Annotated in this window: 19 protein-coding genes and 1 pseudogene; 7 read left to right on the top strand and 13 right to left on the bottom strand. The window is 35.4% G+C overall.

Features of this window, described 5'->3' with window-relative positions; translation table 11 throughout:
* Positions 1–6: 6 nt before the first annotated feature.
* The 5 genes from fucO to rhaB are packed head-to-tail and all read right to left on the bottom strand — an operon-like array spanning position 7 to position 5791.
* Positions 7–1161: a lactaldehyde reductase gene (gene fucO, locus J3T98_RS00505; protein WP_267361863.1), complete on the bottom strand. Its 1155-nt coding sequence runs from the start codon at positions 1159–1161 to the stop codon at positions 7–9.
* A gap of 12 nt (positions 1162–1173) precedes the next feature.
* Positions 1174–2208 carry an L-rhamnose/proton symporter RhaT gene (gene rhaT / locus J3T98_RS00500; RefSeq protein WP_065562549.1) on the bottom strand — a complete coding sequence of 345 codons (1035 nt, stop codon included), beginning with the start codon at positions 2206–2208 and terminating at the stop codon, positions 1174–1176.
* 53 nt (positions 2209–2261) lie between these two features.
* On the bottom strand, positions 2262–3086 hold the full coding sequence (rhaD, locus tag J3T98_RS00495; RefSeq protein ID WP_065562550.1) for a rhamnulose-1-phosphate aldolase: 825 nt from the start codon (positions 3084–3086) through the stop codon (positions 2262–2264).
* Between the two features lie 10 nt (positions 3087–3096).
* Positions 3097–4350: an L-rhamnose isomerase gene (locus J3T98_RS00490; protein ID WP_065734588.1), complete on the bottom strand. Its 1254-nt coding sequence runs from the start codon at positions 4348–4350 to the stop codon at positions 3097–3099.
* A 40-nt stretch (positions 4351–4390) separates the two neighbouring features.
* On the bottom strand, positions 4391–5791 hold the full coding sequence (rhaB, locus tag J3T98_RS00485) for a rhamnulokinase (RefSeq protein ID WP_267361862.1): 1401 nt from the start codon (positions 5789–5791) through the stop codon (positions 4391–4393).
* Between the two features lie 210 nt (positions 5792–6001).
* Between rhaB and asd the strand changes: the two are divergent.
* Both asd and mscM read left to right on the top strand, forming a co-directional pair.
* Positions 6002–6847 (top strand): annotated as a pseudogene (asd, locus tag J3T98_RS00480) (archaetidylserine decarboxylase); the annotation flags it as partial.
* 7 nt (positions 6848–6854) lie between these two features.
* Positions 6855–9473, top strand: coding sequence for a miniconductance mechanosensitive channel MscM (gene mscM, locus J3T98_RS00475; protein WP_267361860.1), 2619 nt, complete (start codon positions 6855–6857; stop codon positions 9471–9473).
* On the opposite strand, the gene J3T98_RS00470 is transcribed toward mscM, so the two are convergent.
* Positions 9470–10000, bottom strand: coding sequence for a DedA family protein (locus tag J3T98_RS00470; RefSeq protein WP_065734591.1), 531 nt, complete (start codon positions 9998–10000; stop codon positions 9470–9472). The two genes, mscM and J3T98_RS00470, sit on opposite strands and share 4 nt — an antisense overlap.
* 177 nt (positions 10001–10177) lie before the next feature.
* On the opposite strand from J3T98_RS00470, the gene fdhD reads away from it, so the two are divergent.
* The 5 genes from fdhD to J3T98_RS00445 all read left to right on the top strand — a co-directional run bounded on the left by fdhD (position 10178) and on the right by J3T98_RS00445 (position 16136).
* Positions 10178–10987, top strand: coding sequence for a formate dehydrogenase accessory sulfurtransferase FdhD (gene fdhD / locus J3T98_RS00465; RefSeq protein WP_065734592.1), 810 nt, complete (start codon positions 10178–10180; stop codon positions 10985–10987).
* Positions 10988–11246: 259 nt separating this feature from the next.
* Entirely contained in the window at positions 11247–12065 is an 819-nt protein-coding gene (locus tag J3T98_RS00460; RefSeq protein ID WP_065562557.1) for a purine-nucleoside phosphorylase, read from the top strand.
* 47 nt (positions 12066–12112) lie between these two features.
* Positions 12113–13339 carry a nucleoside permease gene (locus tag J3T98_RS00455; RefSeq protein WP_065734593.1) on the top strand — a complete coding sequence of 409 codons (1227 nt, stop codon included), beginning with the start codon at positions 12113–12115 and terminating at the stop codon, positions 13337–13339.
* A 179-nt stretch (positions 13340–13518) separates the two neighbouring features.
* Positions 13519–14412, top strand: coding sequence for an EamA family transporter (locus J3T98_RS00450; RefSeq protein ID WP_267361859.1), 894 nt, complete (start codon positions 13519–13521; stop codon positions 14410–14412).
* Positions 14413–15665: 1253 nt separating this feature from the next.
* Positions 15666–16136 carry a hypothetical protein gene (locus J3T98_RS00445; protein ID WP_065562560.1) on the top strand — a complete coding sequence of 157 codons (471 nt, stop codon included), beginning with the start codon at positions 15666–15668 and terminating at the stop codon, positions 16134–16136.
* Between the two features lie 82 nt (positions 16137–16218).
* Here J3T98_RS00445 and amtB read toward each other — a convergent pair whose 3' ends face one another.
* From amtB to uvrB, 7 genes are all read right to left on the bottom strand, one after another.
* Complete coding sequence (gene amtB, locus J3T98_RS00440; protein ID WP_267361858.1) at positions 16219–17499, bottom strand: ammonium transporter AmtB; 1281 nt, start codon at positions 17497–17499, stop codon at positions 16219–16221.
* A 20-nt stretch (positions 17500–17519) separates the two neighbouring features.
* Positions 17520–17858 carry a P-II family nitrogen regulator gene (glnK, locus tag J3T98_RS00435; RefSeq protein ID WP_065562562.1) on the bottom strand — a complete coding sequence of 113 codons (339 nt, stop codon included), beginning with the start codon at positions 17856–17858 and terminating at the stop codon, positions 17520–17522.
* A 225-nt stretch (positions 17859–18083) separates the two neighbouring features.
* Positions 18084–19562 carry a dGTPase gene (dgt, locus tag J3T98_RS00430; RefSeq protein ID WP_267361857.1) on the bottom strand — a complete coding sequence of 493 codons (1479 nt, stop codon included), beginning with the start codon at positions 19560–19562 and terminating at the stop codon, positions 18084–18086.
* A gap of 24 nt (positions 19563–19586) precedes the next feature.
* The gene (gene purK / locus J3T98_RS00425; RefSeq protein ID WP_416380608.1) at positions 19587–20645 is read right to left on the bottom strand and encodes a 5-(carboxyamino)imidazole ribonucleotide synthase; all 1059 of its coding nucleotides are present in this window, start codon (positions 20643–20645) and stop codon (positions 19587–19589) included.
* A gap of 7 nt (positions 20646–20652) precedes the next feature.
* Positions 20653–21153 (bottom strand): 5-(carboxyamino)imidazole ribonucleotide mutase, encoded by a 501-nt coding sequence (purE, locus tag J3T98_RS00420; RefSeq protein WP_065562564.1) that lies wholly within the window; start codon positions 21151–21153, stop codon positions 20653–20655.
* Positions 21154–21305: 152 nt separating this feature from the next.
* Positions 21306–21656: a RidA family protein gene (locus J3T98_RS00415; protein ID WP_065562565.1), complete on the bottom strand. Its 351-nt coding sequence runs from the start codon at positions 21654–21656 to the stop codon at positions 21306–21308.
* A 24-nt stretch (positions 21657–21680) separates the two neighbouring features.
* On the bottom strand, positions 21681–23684 hold the full coding sequence (uvrB, locus tag J3T98_RS00410) for an excinuclease ABC subunit UvrB (protein WP_267361855.1): 2004 nt from the start codon (positions 23682–23684) through the stop codon (positions 21681–21683).
* Positions 23685–23881 lie beyond the last annotated feature (197 nt).

Genomic DNA, 23881 nt, shown 5'->3' with positions numbered 1-23881 from the left:
CAAGTTTTATTGGTAAATAGAATGATATAGTTGCTCAATTTCTTTTACGTTAGTGTCACGCGGATTGCCTCCGGTACAAACATCATCAAAAGCAGCTTGAGCTAACGCAGGGATATCCTCAAGTTTTACGCCAATATCTTTTAATGTAGGAGGGATACCAACATCTACGTTAAGTTGTTTAACAGCATCGACAGCAGCTTTTCTTGCTTGTTCGATCGTCATTTGTTCTGTTTTAGCCACTCCCATCGCTTTAGCAATATCACGATATTTTTCACCAGTAAATTCAGCATTGTAAGCCATGATATGAGGTAAAAGTACCGCATTAGCTACACCGTGAGGCGTTCCATAAAATGCTCCAAGTGGGTGAGCCATTCCGTGAACTAAACCTAATCCCACATTTGAAAAGCCCATGCCAGCAATATATTCGCCTAATGCCATGTCTTGAGAACCTTTTGCAATCCCTTTTACTGAGTCACGTAATGAACGAGATATGACTTCTATTGCTTTAAGATGGAACATGTCTGATAGTTCCCAAGCGCCTTTGGTTATATAACCTTCAATGGCGTGAGTTAAGGCATCAACACCTGTTGCTGCTTTTAAACTCGCTGGCATACTTGTCATCATATCGGAATCTATGATTGCGACAACGGGAATATCGTGAGGGTCAACGCAGACAAATTTACGTTTTTTCTCTTCATCGGTAATGACGTAGTTAATGGTCACTTCAGCTGCTGTACCTGCTGTTGTAGGAATAGCGATTGTGGGTACTGCTGGTTTTTTCGTTGGCGCTACCCCTTCAAGACTACGAACATCAGAAAATTCTGGATTGTTGATAATAATACCGATCGCTTTTGCGGTATCTTGTGGTGAGCCACCACCAATTGCAATTAGGTAGTCGGCACCCGATTGTTTGAAGACTTCAACCCCTTTTTGAACAATACCAATAGTTGGATTTGGCATGACTTCATCAAATATTTGATAAGCAAAGCCATTGTCATCTAATAGTTTTGTTACTTTAGTTGCTACTTTGAATTTAATTAAATCTTTGTCAGTAACCACTAATGCTTTTTTAAAACCCCGTTTTTTTACTTCATCTACGATGTGGCTGATTGAACCAGCGCCAAAGTAAGATGTTTCATTTAGAATCATTCTATAAGCCATAATGTTTTCCTTTTAATTCGTCATGCCTAAACCAACAATGTTCGCTGCAACAATGATAACTAAGCAACCAATACAAAGTATTCGTACTGGTTTTTTGCCAGTACCAAACCACTCTTTTAGTGCTAATCCAACAATACCACCACAAAGTACATAGAAACTCATATGTAACATCCAACTCATGAAACCATATTCAGTTGGAATATTTGCATGACCCCAAGCATAGAAGAAGAATTGGAAATACCACATTGCGCCACCTAAAATGGCAAATAGTATGTTGCTAATAAGTAGGGATTTGGCAACTGAGATATCTTTTTTAAATGAAAGTTCTTTTTTAGCGCAGAGTCGACTAATACAGAAACCTAGATTAATAATTGCACCACCACCCATAATAATGACATAGCTTGGGAGAGCTACGTATAGATGGTCTACGCCAAGTTCGGCAGCTTTTTCGTGCATTGGTACTGCTGCACTCATGGCAAATGACATACCAGCAGAGAAGATACCACACATGATGGCAAGAAGAAGTCCTTTCTTTAAATTAAAATCTTCAACTTGTACTCCAAGTGTTTTTTCTTTCAATAAACCAGCATAAGTTACGATAGCGACACCAATAACAGCAACAACGACACCTAATAATGTCATTTTTCCGCCAGTTGAAGCCAATAATTCACCAAATTTACCTTGTAGTATTGGCGTCATTAGCGTACCAACGATTAAGGTTATGCCAATCGCAATACCTATGCCCATCGACATGCCTAAATAACGCATTGTTAGTCCGTAACCAATGTTACCTACTCCCCACATGGCGCCAAATAAGAAAACTGGAATTAATATATCTGAACTAAACGATCCGTAATAAGACCAAAAGTCAGGCAATAAGAAGTAACTAATTGACCATGGCAATATGATCCATGAAAATAGTCCGGCTATTGACCACATGGTTTCCCATGACCAATTTTTTACTTTTTTAAGTGGTGCGTAAAAACACGCGGCAGAAGCGGCACCAACAAAGTGCCAAAATATGCCTAAAATAATTGAACTACCCATATATTTATCCTTATATTTTTGAAATATAATTTGATATTTTTTATTAGTAGCTTTTACTGTTTTAATGCTTCTTCCATTGGGTTCACATCAAAACGCTCAGCTAATAATCTGAACTCTTCCGTGGATATGGTTTGACGTTTTCCTCCCATTGATAGGACTTTTACAAGAACTTCTGCTGATTTTTCAGCTGTATCAATCAAGCCGAAAGCTTCATCTAACGTTGGTCCTGTTCCAAATACACCATGGAAAGCCCATAACACTAAACTATGTTTTGCCATCTGTTTTGCAGTGGCATAACCAATTTCGTCTTTACCTGGAACCATCCAAGGAACGACACCAACACCATCTGGAAATACAACTAAACATTCGGTACTCATTTCCCACAACAATCGCGTTATTACCGCAGTATCAAGTTCTAGGACATAAGTTAATGCAATTAAATTGGTCGCATGACAGTGCATGATCACGCGGTCTTTTCCTTGGCTTTGTTCGATTCTTACAATATGTGATTGCAGATGAGCAGCGAGTTCAGAAGTCGGTAATCCACCATTTATTAATCCCCACATGATGTAATAACCCTTGCCTTGTTCATCAATTTTGACAATGGCTAACGTATCAGCAGGATCTAAAATGACATTGCGGAAAAACTTACCTGATCCTGTGACAATAAAGTACTGGTTAGCAAGTTTAGTCACATCTTGTGTTAACGATACGTGACGGGGATTTTTATAAAAGTCACTTTGAAAAGAGACCACATCACTTTCAAGTAATCTTAAGCTAACATTACCACCATTACGCTCATCCCATCCTTTTAACCACATATCGTAAGTGGCTTTGATCATCCCTTTTACAAACCAAGAAGAAAGAATCTGTTGCATTTTGTTTTCCTTATGATCGTTTAGTTAAAACTGTTGTTTCATATTGACGAACTTCATCTAACCATCGGCTACCAACTGGTACGTCATTCAATAAACAGTACTGATCCCAAACTGCTTGCCAAGGTAATGATTTTTGTTCTTCGAGTAATGCTAGTCGTGAAGTAAAGTCACGATCGTGTTCATATTTTTTTAATTGTTCGGTAGGTTCTAATAGTGCTTTTAACAAGCATTTTTTCATGTTGCGAGTGCCAATTACCCAAGCGGCAATACGGTTTATAGAGGCATCAAAGAAATCTAAACCAATATGTACTCGGTCAAATAGTTTGTTTCGAATGATTTCACTCGCGATATTTTGAGTTTCATCATCAAAGAGCACTACGTGATCACTATCCCAACGCACTGGACGGCTAACATGTAGTAAGAGATGTTCAACAAAAGGCATTACGGCAGAAATTTTGTCTGAAATGACTTCAGTTGGATGGAAATGTCCAGCATCTAAACATAGTGCAGTTTTACGTGATGTAGCATAAGCGAGATAGAATTCATTTGATCCAGCAGTATAAGATTCAAGACCAATACCGAACAATTTACTTTCGACTGCATCAATGTGATATTTTTGATCAATCTTTTCTCGAATAATTTCATCCAATGATTCAACTAAGTGTTGTCTTGGTGCAAATTTATCGACAGTAATGTCTTTCATTCCATCTGGTAGCCAGATATTCATGACTGATGGTGTACCTAATTCTTTACCAAAATATTCTGATACCTTACGACAAGCTTTTCCGTGATCTATCCAGAATTGACGAATTTCTGGATTAACATGAGTAAGAGTGCCTTCGTTACTCAAAGGGTGTGAAAAATATGTTGGATTGAAATCTAGACCAATCTGATGTTTTTTAGCCCATTTGACCCAATTGGCAAAGTGTTCTGGTTTGACTTCATTACGATCGACTTTTTGATCTGATTCTAAATAAGAAGCATGTAGATTTAATCGTTTTGGTCCTGGTATAAGGCTAAAGGCTTTATCTAAATCTGATCTTAATTCATCTGCATTACGAGCTTTACCCGGATAATTACCTGTCGCTTGTATACCACCAGTTAATTCACCTTCTTGCTTTTCAAAACCAGCAACATCATCGCCTTGCCAGCAATGTACAGAAATCGGTAATTTTGCCATTGCTGCTATAGCAGCATCTGTATCCACACCGATTTCAGCAAATCTTGCTTTAGCGATCTGATAGGCATTTTCAATTGCGCTCATGAAATACTCCTTAATAAATATAAAATTTTTCTATAATTGGTTAATTACTTTTGGGTTGATAATATTTAGTGTCAAAATTCTGTGAAATGAGTTGTCTTAATGCGTTAACATCAGCAATTTCACCTAATGAAATTAACTGGTAACCCACATTGCCTAAGGCTGATGATTCAATAGGACCTGCGGTAACATTGACATTGCATAAGTCAGCACATAACTGGTTTAAAAAAGCATTTTGGCAACCACCACCGACAATATGTAATGTGTTAATTGGTTTACCACTTAGCACCGATAATTCGTTTAATACATCTCGATATAGATGTGCTAGGCTGTCAAAAATACATCTCACCAATTGAGGGAGATTTTTAGGAGTCTGACCAATGTTTTCTAAACATACCTGTTTGATGGTTTCTGTCATATCATCAGGATTTAGAAACCTTGGATCATTAGGATTAATGAGAAAAGCAAAAGGTTGCTCTTGTTTTGCCAATGTGATTAATTGATTGATATCTTTGACTTCGTGTTCAGAACAAACGCGTTGGAATAACCATAATCCCATGATGTTTTTTAACACTCGATAATTACCATCAACACCACCTTCATTGGTAATATTCGCTTTTAACGCTTCTTTTCCTGTGAAAGGTTGTTTAGATTCCAATCCCATAAGTGACCAAGTACCTGAACATAAATAAGCACTATGTTGGTCCATTAATGGCGCAGCAATAACAGCACTGGCAGTATCATGGCTTGCAATTGCAATTACTGGAATACGATCGCCGTTTGCACTTTGCCAATATCCAACTTGGTTTCCGGGCATACAAATATCACCAAACCATTTACGTGGTATGCCTAGATAATCAAGTAGATCTTTGTCCCAAGTTTGAGTTGCAACATTAACAAGTTGGGTTGTGGTGGCATTGGTATATTCACGATTTAAAACACCGGTCAATCGATAAATTAGGTAATCAGGAATCATCACAAAATCAGATACTTGTGACAGCCAAGATGGTGATTCAAGCATCATAGCTTTGAGTTGATAGAGTGTATTGAAGGTTAAGAATTGAATTCCGGTTTTTTGATAAATATTTTCTGTTCCAATTTCATCTTGTACCTTTGACATGATATTGTCAGTACGATGATCACGATAAGAGTATGTCGGTCCGACGATTTGGCCTTGCTTGTCAAGTAATACATAATCAACGCCCCATGTATCTATACCAATACTATCGAGTTTGATTCCTTGTTGAATAATTTTGTTTAATCCATTTAAGATTTCTTGTTCTAAATAGTTCAAATCCCAACAAAAATTTTTACCATCACTTTTATATCCATTACTGAATCGGTGGATTTCTGTTAATGTGATTTTTTGAGATTGATAACTCGACAACATAACTCGGCCACTAGATGCACCTAAATCAATTGCAGCAATATATCTATCTGCCATTATAACTACCCTCAATTTTGCTAATGGGGATAGTCTAGAGAACTATTTTGATAGACACTTTTAATTGACTGCCATTGTTAGTGAAGTTTGGCAAAATTTTTAAAATGCTTGTGATCTTTGCCACAAAATATGAATTAAGTTGTGCTATTTATACTTTCAGAATAAATATTGATATAATGCATTATTTCGAAAATAATTTGAGAGCTATCTATGTTAAATCAGTTAAAAGCAATTATTCAGTATCTTCTTCCAAAACAATTATTAACTACCCTATTTGGTTGGTTAGCTAACAGACGTTTAGGAAAAGTCACTACATGGATGATTATCGGTTTTTGTAAATTATATAAAATCGATTTAAGTGAAGCTAAATTGACTGATGCTAAAGAGTACAAAACGTTCAATGACTTTTTCGCTCGTGAGCTAAAAGCAGATGCGCGAACAATCGATGATTCGGCAAATAGTATTGTAATGCCAGCAGATGGGGTAATTAGTCAATTTGGTAACATTCAAGATAATCTTCTTTTGCAAGCTAAAGGACATTTTTATTCTTTAGAATCCCTGCTTGCTTGTCACCCTGATATGATTAAGTTTTTTAAAAATGGATCTTTTGCAACTACTTATTTATCACCTAAAAACTACCATCGTTTTCATATGCCTTGTGATGGTATATTGCGTGAGATGATTTATGTTCCTGGCTCACTATTTTCAGTGAATAAAGCAACAACAGAAACTATTCCTAATATTTTTGCTCGAAATGAACGTGTAATTTGTCTATTTGAAACTGAATTTGGACCAATGGCACAAATTATGGTTGGGGCAACGATTGTAGGAAGTATTGAATTAAATTGGGAAGGCGTTATTACGCCTCCTCGTGACGGCATAATGAAACGTTGGACTTATTCTGGTCAGATTAAATTAGCGAAGGGTGAAGATATGGGTTGCTTTAAATTAGGTTCAACCGTTATTACGCTGTTTGCTTCAAATGCTGTTGAATTTGACAGCCATCTTAAACTTGGTGACGTTACTCGTGTAGGTCAAAAACTAGCTGAAAGGATCTAACTTTATGTTGATGCGTGGTTTTTGGGGTGGAATATTACTCCTTCTGTCTTGCTTTGCTTTTGCTGAAGAATCAATACCCAATATTGATAATGAAGATCAGCTTACCGAAGTTATTGCTAAGCTTAATGAAAAAAATGAAGATCTTCGTCAGAATATGGAGTATCAAAAAGCGCATTTAACCAGCATCATCAATGAACAAAATAATATTAATACCCAAATTTCCCATGTTCAAAATACGCTCGCAACCCTTGCTGAACAGGGCGAATGGTTAAGTTTTTCAACAGCATTAGGTGAAACCCTTCGCCAACAGTTATTACGATTACCTGAAAAACCTAAATCACAACCCCTTGATGCTGAAATCGCAGAAGCCAAAGTTCAGCAACTCAATTATTCAAATACCTTAGCTAGGCTAGATAGTTACCCTACGTTACCAAGTAATTTGAATAATCTAAAATCAGCTAGTCAATATCGCCGTTTATTAAGAGAACAAAGTGAGCTCATCAAAACGTTGATTTCGGGTACTGATACCACGATTCTTGAACTAACTAAATTAAAAATATCGAATAAGCAACTAACCAATGCTATCGATGAGGTTAATGATGCTGCACACCGTTACTTTTTCTGGGTTGCTGACGTCAATCCCGTTTCATTAAGTTTTATTCTTGATTTAGCCAGAGATGTAGTTTATGTCACCGTTCAAATTGATACGCTGTCACAACTATATAATGCTGGTGTTGAAGTTCTTAGTGCGCCAAAACCACTGTTTTTCCTAGTATTATCTTTATTGTTTGTATTTGTACATTTCAAAATGCGAGGAAAATATAACGCTTTCTTGAATAAATCGGCGGCTCGGGTTGGTAAAGTCACCCAAGATAATTATTCACTTACTTTGGAAGTGATTGTTTTGTCATTAATTATGGCATTGCCGGTTCCTATTTTATGGGCTGCTTTGGGTTATGCTCTTCAAATTAACTGGGATTATCCTGTAGCCGTTGCTCTAGGCTATGGCGTTAATGCTGCTGCTCCAATTTTGTGGGTGTTTATTATCACCGCGCATTTTGCGTCTCAAAATGGGCTATTTATTACTCATTTTGGATGGTCAAAGAAAAATGTCCGTCAAGCTATGAAATATTATCAACTGTCGGTTTGGGTGGTTATCCCTTTAGTAATGGTTGTAATGAGCTTTGATCAGTTTAACAATCGTCAATTTGCAGCAACTATCGGTCGTACCGCATTCATTATTCTCTGTTTTGCACTCGTATTTATGACTAATTCTATTCATCGCGCTGGAGTTCCACTTTATATCGATAAAAAAGGATCTGGCGATAATTTATTAAGTCATATTCTGTGGTTTGTGTTGTTGAGTGCACCATGGTTAGCCATTATTGCTGCTTGTTTGGGTTATTTATCGACAGCTGAAGTGTTATTAGGACGATTAGAAGCTTCGGTCATTATCTGGTTTGGCTTGTTAGTGGTCTATTTTATGATACGCCGTTGGATGTGGATACAAAAACGACGAATTGAATTTGAACGTACAAAACAACGTCGATTAGAACGTATGCAGCGCGCTAAAGGAATTGAAGAAGATCTCACCCCATTAAATGATAATATGGATGAACCTGTTATCGACTTAGATGTGATCAGTGCCCAATCATTACAACTAGTCAGGTCAATTATTATGCTAATTGCTTTAATTAGTATGATTTTACTTTGGTCTGAACTTCATTCCGCTTTTGCCTTTATGAATAATATCAAGCTATGGGGAACAAGTACCATTATTAATGGCAACGAAATTGAACAACATATTACCCTAGGTGCTGTCTGTATCGCGATCTTGGTTATGACCATTACTGTTCAGTTAGTAAAAAACTTACCGGCGCTGCTTGAGTTAGGCATTTTACAACATTTAGACCTCGCACCCGGCACTGGATATGCCATTTCAACCGTATCAAAATATATTATTTTGATGGTTGGTTGTATGATTGCTTTTTCATTTATCGGGATAGATTGGTCTAAGATTCAGTGGTTAATAGCGGCATTAGGTGTTGGTTTAGGATTTGGTTTACAAGAGATTTTTGCTAACTTTATTTCTGGCTTAATTATTCTGTTTGAAAAGCCGGTGAGAATTGGCGATACCGTAACTATTCGTGATTTAACAGGTAACATTACCAAAATTAATACTCGTGCAATAACGATTGTTGATTGGGATCGTAAAGAAATTGTTATGCCGAATAAGGCTTTTATTACTGAACAATTGGTCAACTGGTCTTTATCTGACTCAATTACTCGTATTGTGTTAACTATACCCGCTACGATTGATGCCGATAGTGAACTGGTTATGAAGCTATTACAACAAGTTTCAGAGGAGTGTGAATTTGTTCTTAACGATCCTGAACCGCAAGTTTTTTTAGTGGATATTCAAGAAGGTATTCAATTATTTGAGCTACGTGTTTTTGCAGCTGAAATGGGGCATCGTATGAAATTACGTAGCTCAATACAGAAATTGATTCTGGAAGCTTATCGCCAACATAATTTGACATTGCCATTCCCACCTTTACAAACCAATTTAGAAGCGCTTGGTCGCAAAAGTGGGCGTCGTAGTTATACAATTGGTACTATTTAACCAAACAAGGTTTCTAACCATGGCACCCCAAATGCACCGGGTGCCAATAAAACAAATGCCCAGATTGGTGCTGAAGCAATATTGGCGATATTGAATTTTGCTGCTGGCATATGCATTGTTCCTGCAATTAATGGAACGATTGCACGCAATGGCCCAAAGAATCGACCAATAAACACGCCGAAAGTACCGTATCGCTGGAAAAATTGTTCAGCACGAAATATCATTTTTGGGTATTTATTTAAAGGCCATGAAGAGATTACCTGTTGGTGATAATGTTTACCTAACCAATAAGAGATAAAATCACCTACAATGGCACCTAATGATGCCGATATCAAAACAGGAACAAACGAGATCACCCCTGTTCCCACTAATGCTCCTGCACCTAATAAAATTGCTGTAGCAGGTACCAGCAATGAAATAATCGCTAATGACTCGCCAAACGCTAATATGAAAATAATTGGCAATGCCCAAATTTGATGATGCTCAATAAATTGCATAATAGTATGCGTAATCTCATTTAATGACATAATTTTTTAGCTTCTATTTTTTTAGAATAACTCATTTTAACACAACAAAAGCAGTATAGTTCGACTAATCATTGGTAGAAACTAACAAAAGTAATAAGTTAAATGACAGGCTTTTTATTGATATCAACCTCAGTTATTATAATTGGAATTAAATTGCTAATAATGATGAGACATACCATGACAGTAGGCATTGAAAAATGTAATGTGAATAAATTTAAACAAGGTCAATTACAACCATTGCAAGAAGATACTGTCGCAATTGAAAAACCTGTTGCGCTTATTTATAACGGTATTTCTCACGTGGTAATGATGGCAACACCCAAAGATCTTAATTATTTTGCTATTGGCTTTTCATTAACAGAAAAAATCATCGAGTCTGTTGATGAAATTTATGGTATTGAGATCATCGATACTAAGCAAGGCATTGAAGTCCATATTGAGCTATCTTCACGACGTTTTATGCAATTAAAAGAAAAACGTCGAAATTTAACTGGTAGAAGTGGCTGTGGAATTTGTGGTACCGAACAGATAGAGCAAGTTTGCCAGTTTATTCCCCCCCTTTCTTTAAACGATAAAATTCATCTTTCTGATTTTGAACAGTCCCTTAATTATCTGAAGAAGGTTCAAACTGTGGGCAGCCAAACTGGTTGTACTCATGCTGCCGTATGGTTAGATTTAAACGGTAATTTTATTGTTGGATTTGAAGATGTGGGTAGGCATGTCGCTTTAGATAAGCTATTAGGCTATCGTGCCACATTTCTACGAAAACATAATGAAAATTTAAAAGGGGTAATTCTTGTTTCAAGTCGGGCAAGTTATGAAATGGTACAAAAAACAGCCCGTTGTGGAGTCGAGATCCTTTTTGCCGTTTCAGCAGCAACTTCCATGGCGATTGAACAAGCTAAACAGTGCCAGTTAACATTAGTTGGATTTTTTAGAGATACTCAAGGTGTTATTTATTCAACTAAAGAACGTATTCTCAAATAATATGCAGTTTTTACTTAAATTAATTCAAAATTAATCAAAACCAAATATTAATTATCATAATAAAAACAATACATTAACTTTTTTATACGAAGATATCTCATCCCACGTCTTTCTTTATTGGTCGAAGACCATCATAATATACGCTAAAAATAAAAATGACTTTGTTTTTATTATAGATTACGTGAACTTTTTCTATTTATGATTTTGATCACACAGTTTTATCAATTAAGTATCTACTAAAATTTGAAAGGATAGTGTTATGCATCAAACAGCAGATATTCAACAAGCAGTTAACTATATTCAACAACACACAGACAAAAAACCAACAATTGGGATTATACTTGGATCGGGTTTAGGTCCTTTTGCCGATACTCTTGAAGATGCCGTCCATATTCCTTATGACAATATCCCTCACTTTGCTAAATCTGCTGCTGTTGGCCATGCAAATGAATTAGTGATTGGTAAATGCGGTGATAAGACTGTTGTCGCAATGAAAGGCCGTTTTCATTACTATGAAGGTTTTTCATTAGATCAAGTTACCTTCCCTGTGCGTGTAATGAAAATGCTAGGCGTTGAAAAACTAATCATTACCAATGCTTGTGGCGCAGTCAATACTAGCTTTAAGCCAGGGGATTTAATGATAATCACTGATCATATTAACTTAACCGCTAATAATCCATTAATGGGGCCAAATAATCCTGAATTAGGGGTTCGCTTTTTGGATGTAAGCGAAGTTTATAATAAGCAATTAAGAGCAACAGTTAGCGAAGTAGCCAAGGAACTAAATATCACATTACAACAAGGTGTTTATGCTTGGTGGACAGGCCCAACTTATGAAACCCCAGCAGAAATCAGAATGATCCGTACCCTTGGTGCTGATGCGGTTGGTATGTCTACGGTTCCTGAAGCAATTATTGCTCATCACTCTGGCATTAAAACTATCGGTATTTCATGTTTAACTAATATGGCTTGTGGCATTTTAGATCAACCTTTAGGGCATGAAGAAGTGATTGAAACAGCTGAACGCGTTAAATCAACTTTCTTACAATTGATAACTAAAACAATTGCGCGTTTTTAATTTGTATAATTTCACATCAGCAGTTCACTTTATTTTGGATATAAATAATGAACATGAAGCATAGATTACAAGTAATGATGTTTTTCCAATATTTTATTTGGGGAAGCTGGTTGACAACTTTTGGTATTTATTTAATCAATACGTTGCATTTCTCTGGTGCAGAAGTCGGTCTGGTTTATAGCACTAAAGGCTTTGCGGCATTATTTATGCCGTTTATTATTGGAATAATTGCGGATAAATTTATTCCACCAAAATACTTATTTATGCTTTGCCATACTGTTTGTGCTATTGCACTATTTTATGCGGCAACCGCAACAACACCAATTCAACTTTATTGGTTGATGCTTATCAATGCAATGGCTTTTATGCCAACAATTGCATTATCTAATTCAATTAGTTATCACTGTTTAGATAAAAGCAATTTAGACTCTGTTACCGTTTTTCCAAAAATTCGTGTTTTTGGGACAATAGGCTTTATTATTGCTATGTGGACAATCAGTTTACTAAAATTCGATATTAGTAATGCACAGCTCTATATTGCTTGTGGTGCGTCTGTTATTTTGGTCATCTACAGTGCGACTTTACCTGATATTAAAGTCATCACTAATCAACAACAATCATGGATTTCACGCCTTGGTTTAGATGCGTTTGTATTATTGAAAAACCCAGTAATGTCGATATTTTTTCTCTTTTCGATGCTATTAGGGGCTATATTACAAATCACCAACACCTTCGGCGGAGCATTTTTGAAAGATTTTGGTAGAATCCCAGAATTTCAAGATAGCGTGATTGTACAACATCCAGCAATATTATTATCAGTGTCACAAATGGCTGAAGTTGCCTTCATTTTGACGATCCCATTTTTTCTCAAGAAATTTGGAATCAAAAAAGTCATAATAATCAGCTTAATCGCTTGGACACTTAGATTTGGCTTTTTTGCCTATGGTGATCCAACGCCATTTGGTTTTGTATTATTGATGTTATCAATGATTGTATATGGTTGTGCTTTTGACTTCTTTAATATTTCAGGCTCTATCTTTATTGAGAAAGAAGTTAACTCTAATATACGTGCGAGTGCCCAAGGGCTATTTATGACGATGGTTAATGGTATTGGTGCGATTATAGGTTCTTTTATCAGTGGTTTTGTCGTTGATATCAATACTCATGATGGATTAAAAGATTGGCACTCAATATGGTTAATTTTTGCGGCTTACGCATTAATTTTAGGTTTTGTTTTTTATTTTACCTTTAATTATAAACAATCTGCGAAGTAACATCTTATCAATATAAATAAGGGATACAACGTCCCTTATTTATCCTCTGTTTTTTTTGAGTATTACCATACCGTAAAAAATAGTGACATAAAGCCGCAAGATATAGCTTGTCGGCTATGATTGTTTTATGCGCCAATTATTGGCGATAAATATAGTTTTAAAAGTAATGAGATTTTAGTATGAAAGAAAAATTTTTTGGTGGTTTATTAGTTTTTTTAGGTGCGTGTAGTTTTGGCGTTCTCTCTTCTATTGTAAAAACCGCTTATCAATCAGGTTATACCTTAGGACAAGTTACTGGTGTTCAATGTTTTTTAGGTATGTTGATATTATGGGGGATCCATCTGATTGTAAAAACGCTCAAACAACCAAAGATTAAAAATAAAAAAACATTAACCCCAAAATGGAAAGTATGTGCAGTAGGTATATTTCCCGGATTAGTGGGTATTTGCTATTATCAATGTGTACAGTTGGTGCCAGCATCAATTGCGATTATTTTGCTTATGCAATACTTATGGATTAGTGTCATTATTGATTTTGTTATTTTTAAAAATAAACCTTCACCACTTCAATTAGTCACAGTCGTTATCATAATTGTTGGTAGTTGTTTTGCTGCGGGTCTTTTCAATCAAGCTATTGAATTAAATTTAACAGGCTGTTTCTTTGGTTTTCTAGCAGCGCTTATGTATTCGCTTTTTATTACAACTAGTAGCAATATCGGCAATGAATTACCAAAATTAGAGAAAAGTGCCTTGATGATAACCGGTGCTTGTATTGTGACTTTCTGTATTTTTCCGCCACTATTTTTCTTTGAACTCAGTATTGACGATAAAATTTATCAACTCGGATTTTTATTGGCCTTATTAGGTACGGTCTTACCCCCTTTTCTATTTTCAGTCGGTATGCCTAAAATCGGCATTTCGCTAAGTGCGATTTTATCCGCTGCAGAACTGCCTGTAGCTGTAACCTGCTCTTATTTTTATTTAAAAGAATCGGTCTATTTGAATCAATGGATTGGAGTAGTGATTATTTTGTTTGCAATCGCCTTACCAAATCTAAAACATTTAAAGAAATAATATTCAACAAATTAAGTGTGGTTAACCACACTTAATTATCTTCAAACAGATCTTGTACTTAACTTTTTAACCAATAGTCTAAATATTCTTTACAGGATTCTTTTGTTACTCACAAATATTATAACGTTAAGCATAGGGTGTTTTTATCAATCGTGGAGATACAATAAGTTGCCCTGATCCCCACTATTTTATCCTGAAGAATATTTGACGTGATAACAATTAGTATATTGTAATAATTTTGAGCTCAAAATCGCTCGAGTGAAAAGAGCAAAAAAAAATAATCAGAATGCCAATAATATTTTTCACCGTTATTCTGCCCATTAAATAATGAAATGTTTAAATAATCTCGCTAAATTAAATTAACAATATATCATTTATCAAATACTGGACAAAAATATAAAAAAATACTAGTATTTAATAACCTGAAGAACAGTAATGTTATTGATAAAATAGTTTATGTTTTTTAAGGTATTTTTTACATCTTTAAAATAAAGTCTTTACCGAGGTTGATACATTTTGTTATTTAGTTTATTTAGTTAAATAAAGTAGAAATGAAGTAATATTATCTTTTGGTATTTAAAAATTTATTGATCGTCCCAATATAAAGTAATATATTTTTATCTTAAAAATATTTTGCATCGCCAAGAGTTAATTATTTTCTAAAAATATTTTCTAGTAGAGTAATAACGAAAGAGTTTAAGTCCGATATACGATAAATTAGTAGTTGAGTTTATCCCTTTTATTGCAAACATTTTCAAGAAGATTTGATACTTCTTAAATGGACTTATATCAACCAATGATTGGATTGAGGTATCAATATGCCCCCTAATCTATATTCTAAGACAAATATTTTATCAAGATGAATAGCTTGACTGAGTGATAAATGTTTAGTTGTAAGAAGTCTTATTTATTTTAATCCAGATAGAGTTTATTTAGTTAATCTTTGATTTGTAGATCATAATTGGTATTTTTTTAATTAGTTTTTTCAAAATATTATGGAGGGTACTGAAAAAATAGCCGGTTTAAATAAGCTAGTAATTAGTCTGATAGGCTTATAGTAATCGTATGGTCTTTTTTGTAAAAAAACCACAAGTTTTAATAGTCAGTAGTAAATAGCAGTATTTTAAAAATCTTAATTGATTTTTATTTATAAACATAAAGTTATACAGATATACAGATATACCTTGGCAATGAGTGTTTATTATCAAATTTATTGTTCTATTTTTACCCTGAATTAAAAAGGAAGTTACAGAATGAAGACATATAAAAAGCCATTATTTACCTTAGTGCACAGTAATGATGCTATTCCTGAACACAAAACTTTAGCTTATTTAGATTCAACATTAAATGATTATACCGATCACATCGACGAAATTATTGGTTTACGTATCAAGGAGTTAAAACTACACCATTCTGAATACAGGGAACATCATAATGACACTAATAAGAAATCAGGTTTTTCATTTATTTTCCCTGAAATATTTGAATCAGAACACCATAAAAAACAGATTGGCATGTTAAAAGAAGAGATGTTAATTGCCAAAGAGTCCAATAAAGTTATGGAATTACTTAGTGATCGTTTAAAAGAATTTGCCAAATTTTACCCAGAAATACAACTTAATTTAAATAATGTTCAACTATTACCAACTAAATTTAAAGAGTACCTTTTTGCTCCACCTTTAGTCTTAACCGAAGATAATGCAATTATGCTTTGGGATGACTAGAAAAAACTTAACAATAATTAATAAGCTAAAAATCTACAGTAGTAACATACTGTAGATTTTTTTTATTTATAGTTTTTATATATTAACTATTAAATGCGCTTTCACCGTGACTGTTAATATCAAGCCCTTCACGTTCATATTCTTCTGAAACACGTAAACCAACTATAATATCAGCGATTTTATAAGCAATGAAGGCAATAATTGCAGTCCAAATTACACAGGTAATCACACTCATTAATTGTATGCCAACTTGGCTAGCCATAGTAACACCTTCGGCAAAGCCTATACCACCCAGTGATTCGGAGGTAAATACTCCAGTTAATATACAGCCAACAATACCACACACGCCATGAACGCCAAATACGTCGCAAGTATCATCTACTTTTAAAACTCTTTTTAAAGATGATACGCCCCATACTCCTGCAAAACCACAAGCAAGCCCAATTAACATTGCTCCACCAACACCAACAAAGCCAGCAGCAGGTGTTACTCCAACTAATCCTGCTATTACACCCGATGCAGCACCTAAACATGATGGTTTGCCACGTAGTATCCATTCGGCAATGGTCCAGGCGAGTACGGCTGCGGCTGTTGCAGCTACGGTATTGATAAAGGCTAGTCCAGCGATTTCGTCAGCGTGTGTTGATGATCCTGCATTGAATCCAAACCAACCAATATATAATATTGCGGCCCCTAAATAAACATAAGGTAAGTTGAATGGTTTTAATGGTTCACGGTTATAGCCAATACGGCTTTTAAGCATATAAGCACCTAATAGACCTGCAACAGCTGCATTGATGTGCACAACGGTTCCGCCAGCGAAATCCAATGCACCTTCATCACCAAGGATACCCCCACCCCATACCATATGTGCCATTGGAATATAGGAAAAAGTAAACCATAACACCATAAAGATAAGGACAGCTGAAAAACGGACTCTTTCAGCAAACGCACCTAAGATCAAACAACAAGTAATACAAGCAAATGAACCTTGGAATGCAATCCAAATTAGTTCGTAAATCGAACCTGAAATATCAGTAATACCAACATTAACCAATAAGAATTGCTCAAAATTGCCGAAAAACCAGTTACCTTCACCAAATGCTAATGAATACCCATAAGTGATCCATAATACAGCAATTAAAGAAAAGGTGACTAAGACTTGCGATAACATGGATAGCACGTTTTTAGATCGTAATAATCCGCCATAAAAAAATGCAATACCAGGCACAGACATAAATAACACTAATGCAGTACAAATCATCATAAAACCATTATCGGCTTTATCCGCAATTTCCACTTCGTCGGCAAAGACTGGACTGGCTAAAACTAAACTTAAAGAGAGAATAATTTTCTTCAACATAATGATATCCTTATTGATAGTTATAGTGCTGACTCATCAGTCTCGCCGGTACGAATTCGAACTACGTGTTCTAATGGCGTAACAAATATTTTGCCATCACCTATTTTTCCGGTATACGCAGCTTTTGTAATGGTGTTAATGACTTCATCAAGTAATTCATCGCTAATGGCTAACTCTATTTTTACTTTTGGTAAAAAGTTAACATTGTATTCAGCGCCTCGGTACAGTTCGGCGTGACCTTTTTGTCGGCCAAAACCTTTAACTTCAGTAACAGTTAAACCAGTAACACCTATATTCGATAGTGATTCCCTAACCTCTTCTAATTTAAAAGGCTTAATAACTACAGTGACAAATTTCATCCATTACTCCTTATAACTATTAATCTTATTAAAGTTAATGCAAAGGGCGTGCCAAAAATTAAAAAGAGGGTGATTAATATTGTGAAATACTTAAAATGAGTAAGGGTTATTAGTTGCTATTAAAAAAAAAGTTGAGGAACGGGGTTTTTGACGCTAAAAATAGCCTCATTGTCGCACTAATATGGTGCTTGTGCTTATTTTTGGTGCTGTTTTAAATGTGCCAAATTAGAATGTTACCATTAATTTTCGATATTCATCATAAGCAAAATGGTCAGTCATACCGCTGATATAATCTTGAATTAAGCGACAACGATAGTAAAATTCCCAACAATCAAAGTGTTGATTGTCTATCTGCTCAAGTGCTTGTTGATAAGCTACGCAATGTTTTGCTGATAGTTTGTGATACAACCGAGTTTCGATAGGATATTTTTTGTGATTACCTGTTTTGACTAATTTTATAAAATCATCAGTATGCATAGCTAAAAGTGGGCTGTAGATCTCTAGCAATCCAGTAATGATTCGGTAACCTTGCAGTTCGATATTTTCAACCGTTTCATGGTTAAAGATGTGTTCAAAGCCAACTGTTTTGAAGATACTAAGTAATTTATATTCCGCACCATGATCTTCAAGTAGAGCATGATTAAAGGAACCATGATAAATTGCTTCGATGTTTTCGATAAATCGTTCAGCTGCATGAGGCACGAGTTGACCAATGGTATTTACGCGCAGATACATAAAAAACTGGTCGATACCTATCGCTTCAAATTCATTCTTTTTCAAATTTTCATAAGGGCGATTCACAACTTCATCAAATAAATCACCTTTTTTAACGGGTCCCCATGCTTCTTTTAAATAATGATAAAGCTGCTGAACCGTTAAAATTTTCTTTTCTACAGCATCTTCAAGATCGGCGATACAGTAGGAAATATCATCTGCTGCTTCCATAATATAAGTGAGCGGATAACGATGGAAGGGTTGGATATCAAGTTGTTCCGAAAGTGTTTTAATAAAAGACTCTTCAGATAGATAATACCCAGGTTTTTTCATTAAGTAATTAAATTCATCAGGTATAGGATCAGACCAATAAGCTGGTTTCGAATATTTAAGAATTGACGCAATTTGCGAGTAAGTTAAATTGAGTCGTAAAATCGTATGAACTAATCGAATCGCTTGTGCATTACCCTCAAAATTAGAGAGATCTTGGCGTATTTTTAATTTTAATGATTGAGTTGATTTATCATCAGTATCCTGAATATTAAGCACTGAGTAGCATGACGTTTTATCTATACCTAAACGCATACCAAACCAATGATTGATTGCCGCTTCACCAAAGTGACCAAATGGTGGATTACCTATATCATGCATTAAGCAAGCCATTTCAACTAGGCTTTCAATTGACATAACTGAATTTTCAAGGCCAAAAGCTTTTAATTGTCCAGATTTATTAAGTCGATAAATAATCTCTTTTACAATATAACGACCAACTTGTTGTACTTCCATTGAATGAGTAAGGCGTGTTCGAACGACAGAATTACGCTCTAACGGAAATACTTGTGTTTTTTGTTGTAAACGCCTAATGGCAGCAGAATTAAGGATGCGACCACGATCACTTTCGAAAAAGCGTAAAACCGAGTAATAATCAAATGCTTCACGCGGTTTACTTGCATATCGTTGATAATTAATTTTTTTACTAAAGTCGATCATATCGCAGTCCCTTGATTTAATCAGCTATAATTTTTGTTTTGCCCACGCTATTGGTTGACTATATTCCGCTGGTAATAAAAAGGATAATTGGTTTAATGCTTCAATTAATTTTGGGCTATAGTTATGAGTTAGGTTGATGTGTCCAACTTTTCGCCCTGCTCTTACTTCTTTTTCATACCAGTGTAGATGCGCTAAATCAACTGATAACCATTTGAGATTAAAATCTGTTCCAATCAAATTCACCATGACCGATGGGCAAAAAACATCCGGTTTAGGCATTGGTAGTCCTAAAATTGCCCTTAAGTGTAATTCGAATTGGCTAATAGATGCCCCATTTTGGGTCCAATGTCCGCTATTATGTACTCTTGGCGCTAATTCATTAATTAGTAAGTTATCCCCAATAACAAAACATTCCATCGCCATAACGCCTACATAATTGAGTTTATGCATGATGCTTGAAAGCATCTGTTCAGCTTTATTCTGCAATGTATTATTTTTACTAGGAATGGCAACACTCATTTTTAAAATGCCATCTTGATGGAAATTATTTGTTAATGGATAAAAGACAGTTTCACCTTTGGCATTTCTGGCACCAACTAGTGATAGCTCTTCTTCAAAAGGAATGGCTTGTTCAACAATAGCATGTTGATAAACATCGTCTGGAATCGAATCGTGAGCAGTTATGCGCCATTGGCCTCGACCATCATAGCCACCTGTTCGACGTTTAACGATTAATAAATCACCTAAATTTTTAAATAAATTCGGCCAATCATTTTCATTATTAAGCGGGTACCATTTAGCCGTAGGTAAGTTAAGCTCATCAAGTAACTGCTTTTGACTTAAACGATCTGCTATTATTGGAAATACATCTCGATTAATGAAGTGGGGGTGGCTCGCTAAGAGTTGAGTAAACGTTGTTTCGGGCCAACGCTCAATTTCAGCAGTAATGACTGAACTTTGATAAGGGATGGTTGCAGGATCAACATCCAAGCCAACTGGATAGACATGGATTCCTAAAGGTTCACCAGCTTGTCTAAGCATTCGTCCTAACTGGCCATTTCCTAAAACACAAACAGATTGCATTGTCATATTAAATATCGACTCTCGGATCAGGATTATTCAAAACTTCATCAGTTTGACTCAATCGCCAATTTGATAAACGTAGATAGATCTCTGGGTTATGCAATGCCAGAATTTGTGCAGCTAATAAAGCTGCATTTGCCGCTCCAGCTTTACCTATAGCTAATGTTCCAACAGGAATACCTTTAGGCATTTGTACGATAGAATAAAGGCTATCAATACCACTAAGCGCTGCACTTTGAACTGGAACACCTAACACTGGTACTAGTGTTTTCGCCGCTAACATACCAGGTAAATGCGCAGCCCCACCTGCTCCAGCTATGATCACATCAAAACCTCGTGATTTGGCATTTTGCGCAAATTCAAACAATTTATCGGGTGTTCGGTGTGCAGAAACAATTTCGACATGATAAGCAATGGTTAAAGTATCTAAGATATCCGCAGCATGTTGCATGGTACTCCAATCACTTTTCGAGCCCATTACAATGGCAATTTTAGGTTGAGTATGCATAAACGTTTATAGGAAGATATAAAATATTAAGTGTTCAAAGTATACACTAAAATTAAATGAATGGGCTAGCAAGAAGTAAGGTTGATTATCAATAAGTTAAATTATCAGATTGAGAATATCCGCCAAGATTATGACGGATAATTATCTGTATATTACGGACTCACTGCCGCAACAATTTTTATTTCAATTAAATACTCTTTTTTCATTAACCCTGCATGAACGGTACAACGAACAGGCGCTTTTCCTTTTGCTACCCATTCGTCCCATGCTTTGTTCATGGCAGAGAAATCGTTTTTATTTACTAAAAATAGTGTCGCATCAAGAATGCGAGTTTTATCACTATTTGCTCTAGCCAAGATGTGATCTATTTCAGCTAATGCACTTTTAGTTTGTATATAAGCATCATCACTCAAATCAGTTGGTACACTAGTATAGTAAATTACATTGTTATGAATTACTGCTTCTGACCACCTTTCCGCAGGATCTATTCGTGTTATTGTCATTATATTTTCCTTAAAGACTATTTATTAAGATACCTTTATAAAATCCGAACGCAATTTTTTAATCTCATCACGTAATACACCTGCTTTTTCAAATTCAAGATTCTGAGCAGCTTCGTACATCATGGCTTCAAGTTCTTTAACTCTTGCCTGAACTTCTTTTATTGAAACATAATTATACTGACCACCTTGTTCAAATGCTTGAATTTTAGCCGTTGATTTTTTAGTGCTTAAACCTGCATCTAAGATATCTTTGATTTCTTTACGCACTGATTTTGGTGTAATACCATGTTCATGATTGAAATCTTCCTGTTTTTTACGACGCCTTGCAGTTTCATCAATAGTGAGTTGCATTGCTGGCGTAATTTTATCAGCATATAATATTGCTTTACCATTAACATTTCGAGCTGCGCGTCCCACGGTCTGAATTAATGAGCTTTCTGAACGTAGAAATCCTTCTCGGTCAGCATCTAAAATTGCGACTAATGATACTTCTGGGATATCTAATCCTTCTCGAAGTAAGTTAATACCAACTAATACATCAATCTTACCTAAACGCAAGTCGCGAATAATTTCCATTCGTTCAACAGTGTTGATATCAGAATGCAAATATTTAACATTGACATTATGTTCTGATAAATAGTCTGTCAAATTCTCAGCCATTCGCTTAGTCAATGTGGTCACAAGAACGCGTTCGTCTTGGTTTATGCGTAATTTAATTTCAGACAAAAGATCATCAACTTGAGTAGCCACAGGCCTAACTTCGATGATTGGATCTAATAATCCTGTAGGTCTTACCACTTGTTCGATGATTTCACCTGCTGATTTTTCAATTTCATATTTAGCAGGTGTTGCCGAAACATAAATCGTTTGTGGCATGATATTTTCAAACTCTGTAAATTTTAATGGTCTATTATCTAAAGCCGAAGGTAATCGAAAACCGTATTCAACCAGATTAAGTTTTCGCGATCTATCACCATTATACATTGCACCCAATTGTGGGATTGCTACATGCGATTCATCAATAAACAATAAGCCATCAGCAGGTAAATAATCAAATAATGTTGCTGGCGGATCGCCTGCATTTCGTCCTGCTAAATAACGAGAATAGTTTTCTATCCCAGAACAATAACCAAGCTCTGTCATCATCTCAATATCAAATAGTGTGCGTTGAGTTAATCGTTGCTCTTCTAGTAGACGATTATTGTCCAACAATACTCTTTGGCGTTCTTGAAGCTCTTGCTTAATTTCAACAATCGCGTCATCCATGATGTTTCTTGGTGTGACATAGTGTGTTTTTGGATAAATAGTAATACGTGGTACTTCATTAATTGCATTACCTGTTAATGGATCAAATATGACTATTCTTTCAACTTCATCATCAAAAAGCTCAACACGCACTGCATGTTCATCTGAATCAGCTGGAAATATATCAATCACATCGCCACGAACACGAAAAGTACCGCGACTAAAGCCAATTTCATTACGTGTATATTGTAATTCTGCTAAGCGCGTTAATACTGCGCGTTGGTCAGTGATCGTCCCTCTTGCCAAATGTAATATCATTGACATGTAAGTTTCAGGTGCACCTAAACCATAAATAGCCGATACCGAAGCAACAATAACAACATCACGGCGTTCTAATAATGATTTGGTTGCCGATAGTCTCATTTGTTCAATGTGCTCGTTAATCGATGCATCTTTCTCTATAAATGTGTCTGTAGAAGGAACATAAGATTCTGGCTGATAATAATCATAATAAGAGACGAAATATTCCACCGCATTATCCGGAAAGAACGCTTTCATTTCACCATATAGTTGAGCAGCCAAAGTCTTATTAGGCGCTAAAATAATTGTTGGGCGATTATGCTTTGCAATAACATTAGCCATGGTAAAAGTTTTACCAGATCCTGTTACTCCTAATAATGTTTGATGCGCAATTCCATCATCAAGATTTTGATTTATACGATCAATTGCTACCGGCTGATCACCTGCTGGTTTAAAATCAGAACATAATTTAAATTTTCTCATTACATCGCAACCTAAAATTTCACCTATTAATAAAAATTATCCCCAAAAACACTTGACCTTTAAAAATGTTATATTTTTTGTTCAGTTAAGTTAAAAGTTTGTTAAGACATTATTAAAACTATACCTTGATTTATCTTAACGTTATGATTAATAATAATTATTAAAATCATGGCTAAGTTGTAATCAAATTAAATAAA

Source organism: Gilliamella sp. B2772, assembly GCF_026536985.1.
GTDB classification, from domain to species: domain Bacteria; phylum Pseudomonadota; class Gammaproteobacteria; order Enterobacterales; family Orbaceae; genus Gilliamella; species Gilliamella apicola_E.
The sequence above is the reverse complement of the archived record's forward strand: the minus strand, read 5'-3'. Positions and strand labels throughout refer to the sequence as shown.

Excerpts from the sequence above, each read along its gene's own strand:
- fucO (WP_267361863.1), bottom strand. The coding sequence starts at position 1,161 with ATGGCTTATAGAATGATTCTAAATGAAACATCTTACTTTGGCGCTGGT.
- rhaT (WP_065562549.1), bottom strand. The coding sequence starts at position 2,208 with ATGGGTAGTTCAATTATTTTAGGCATATTTTGGCACTTTGTTGGTGCC.
- rhaD (WP_065562550.1), bottom strand. The coding sequence starts at position 3,086 with ATGCAACAGATTCTTTCTTCTTGGTTTGTAAAAGGGATGATCAAAGCC.
- J3T98_RS00490 (WP_065734588.1), bottom strand. The coding sequence starts at position 4,350 with ATGAGCGCAATTGAAAATGCCTATCAGATCGCTAAAGCAAGATTTGCT.
- rhaB (WP_267361862.1), bottom strand. The coding sequence starts at position 5,791 with ATGGCAGATAGATATATTGCTGCAATTGATTTAGGTGCATCTAGTGGC.
- mscM (WP_267361860.1), top strand. The coding sequence starts at position 6,855 with ATGTTGATGCGTGGTTTTTGGGGTGGAATATTACTCCTTCTGTCTTGC.
- J3T98_RS00470 (WP_065734591.1), bottom strand. The coding sequence starts at position 10,000 with ATGTCATTAAATGAGATTACGCATACTATTATGCAATTTATTGAGCAT.
- fdhD (WP_065734592.1), top strand. The coding sequence starts at position 10,178 with ATGACAGTAGGCATTGAAAAATGTAATGTGAATAAATTTAAACAAGGT.
- J3T98_RS00460 (WP_065562557.1), top strand. The coding sequence starts at position 11,247 with ATGCATCAAACAGCAGATATTCAACAAGCAGTTAACTATATTCAACAA.
- J3T98_RS00455 (WP_065734593.1), top strand. The coding sequence starts at position 12,113 with ATGAACATGAAGCATAGATTACAAGTAATGATGTTTTTCCAATATTTT.
- J3T98_RS00450 (WP_267361859.1), top strand. The coding sequence starts at position 13,519 with ATGAAAGAAAAATTTTTTGGTGGTTTATTAGTTTTTTTAGGTGCGTGT.
- J3T98_RS00445 (WP_065562560.1), top strand. The coding sequence starts at position 15,666 with ATGAAGACATATAAAAAGCCATTATTTACCTTAGTGCACAGTAATGAT.
- amtB (WP_267361858.1), bottom strand. The coding sequence starts at position 17,499 with ATGTTGAAGAAAATTATTCTCTCTTTAAGTTTAGTTTTAGCCAGTCCA.
- glnK (WP_065562562.1), bottom strand. The coding sequence starts at position 17,858 with ATGAAATTTGTCACTGTAGTTATTAAGCCTTTTAAATTAGAAGAGGTT.
- dgt (WP_267361857.1), bottom strand. The coding sequence starts at position 19,562 with ATGATCGACTTTAGTAAAAAAATTAATTATCAACGATATGCAAGTAAA.
- purK (WP_416380608.1), bottom strand. The coding sequence starts at position 20,645 with ATGCAATCTGTTTGTGTTTTAGGAAATGGCCAGTTAGGACGAATGCTT.
- purE (WP_065562564.1), bottom strand. The coding sequence starts at position 21,153 with ATGCATACTCAACCTAAAATTGCCATTGTAATGGGCTCGAAAAGTGAT.
- J3T98_RS00415 (WP_065562565.1), bottom strand. The coding sequence starts at position 21,656 with ATGACAATAACACGAATAGATCCTGCGGAAAGGTGGTCAGAAGCAGTA.
- uvrB (WP_267361855.1), bottom strand. The coding sequence starts at position 23,684 with ATGAGAAAATTTAAATTATGTTCTGATTTTAAACCAGCAGGTGATCAG.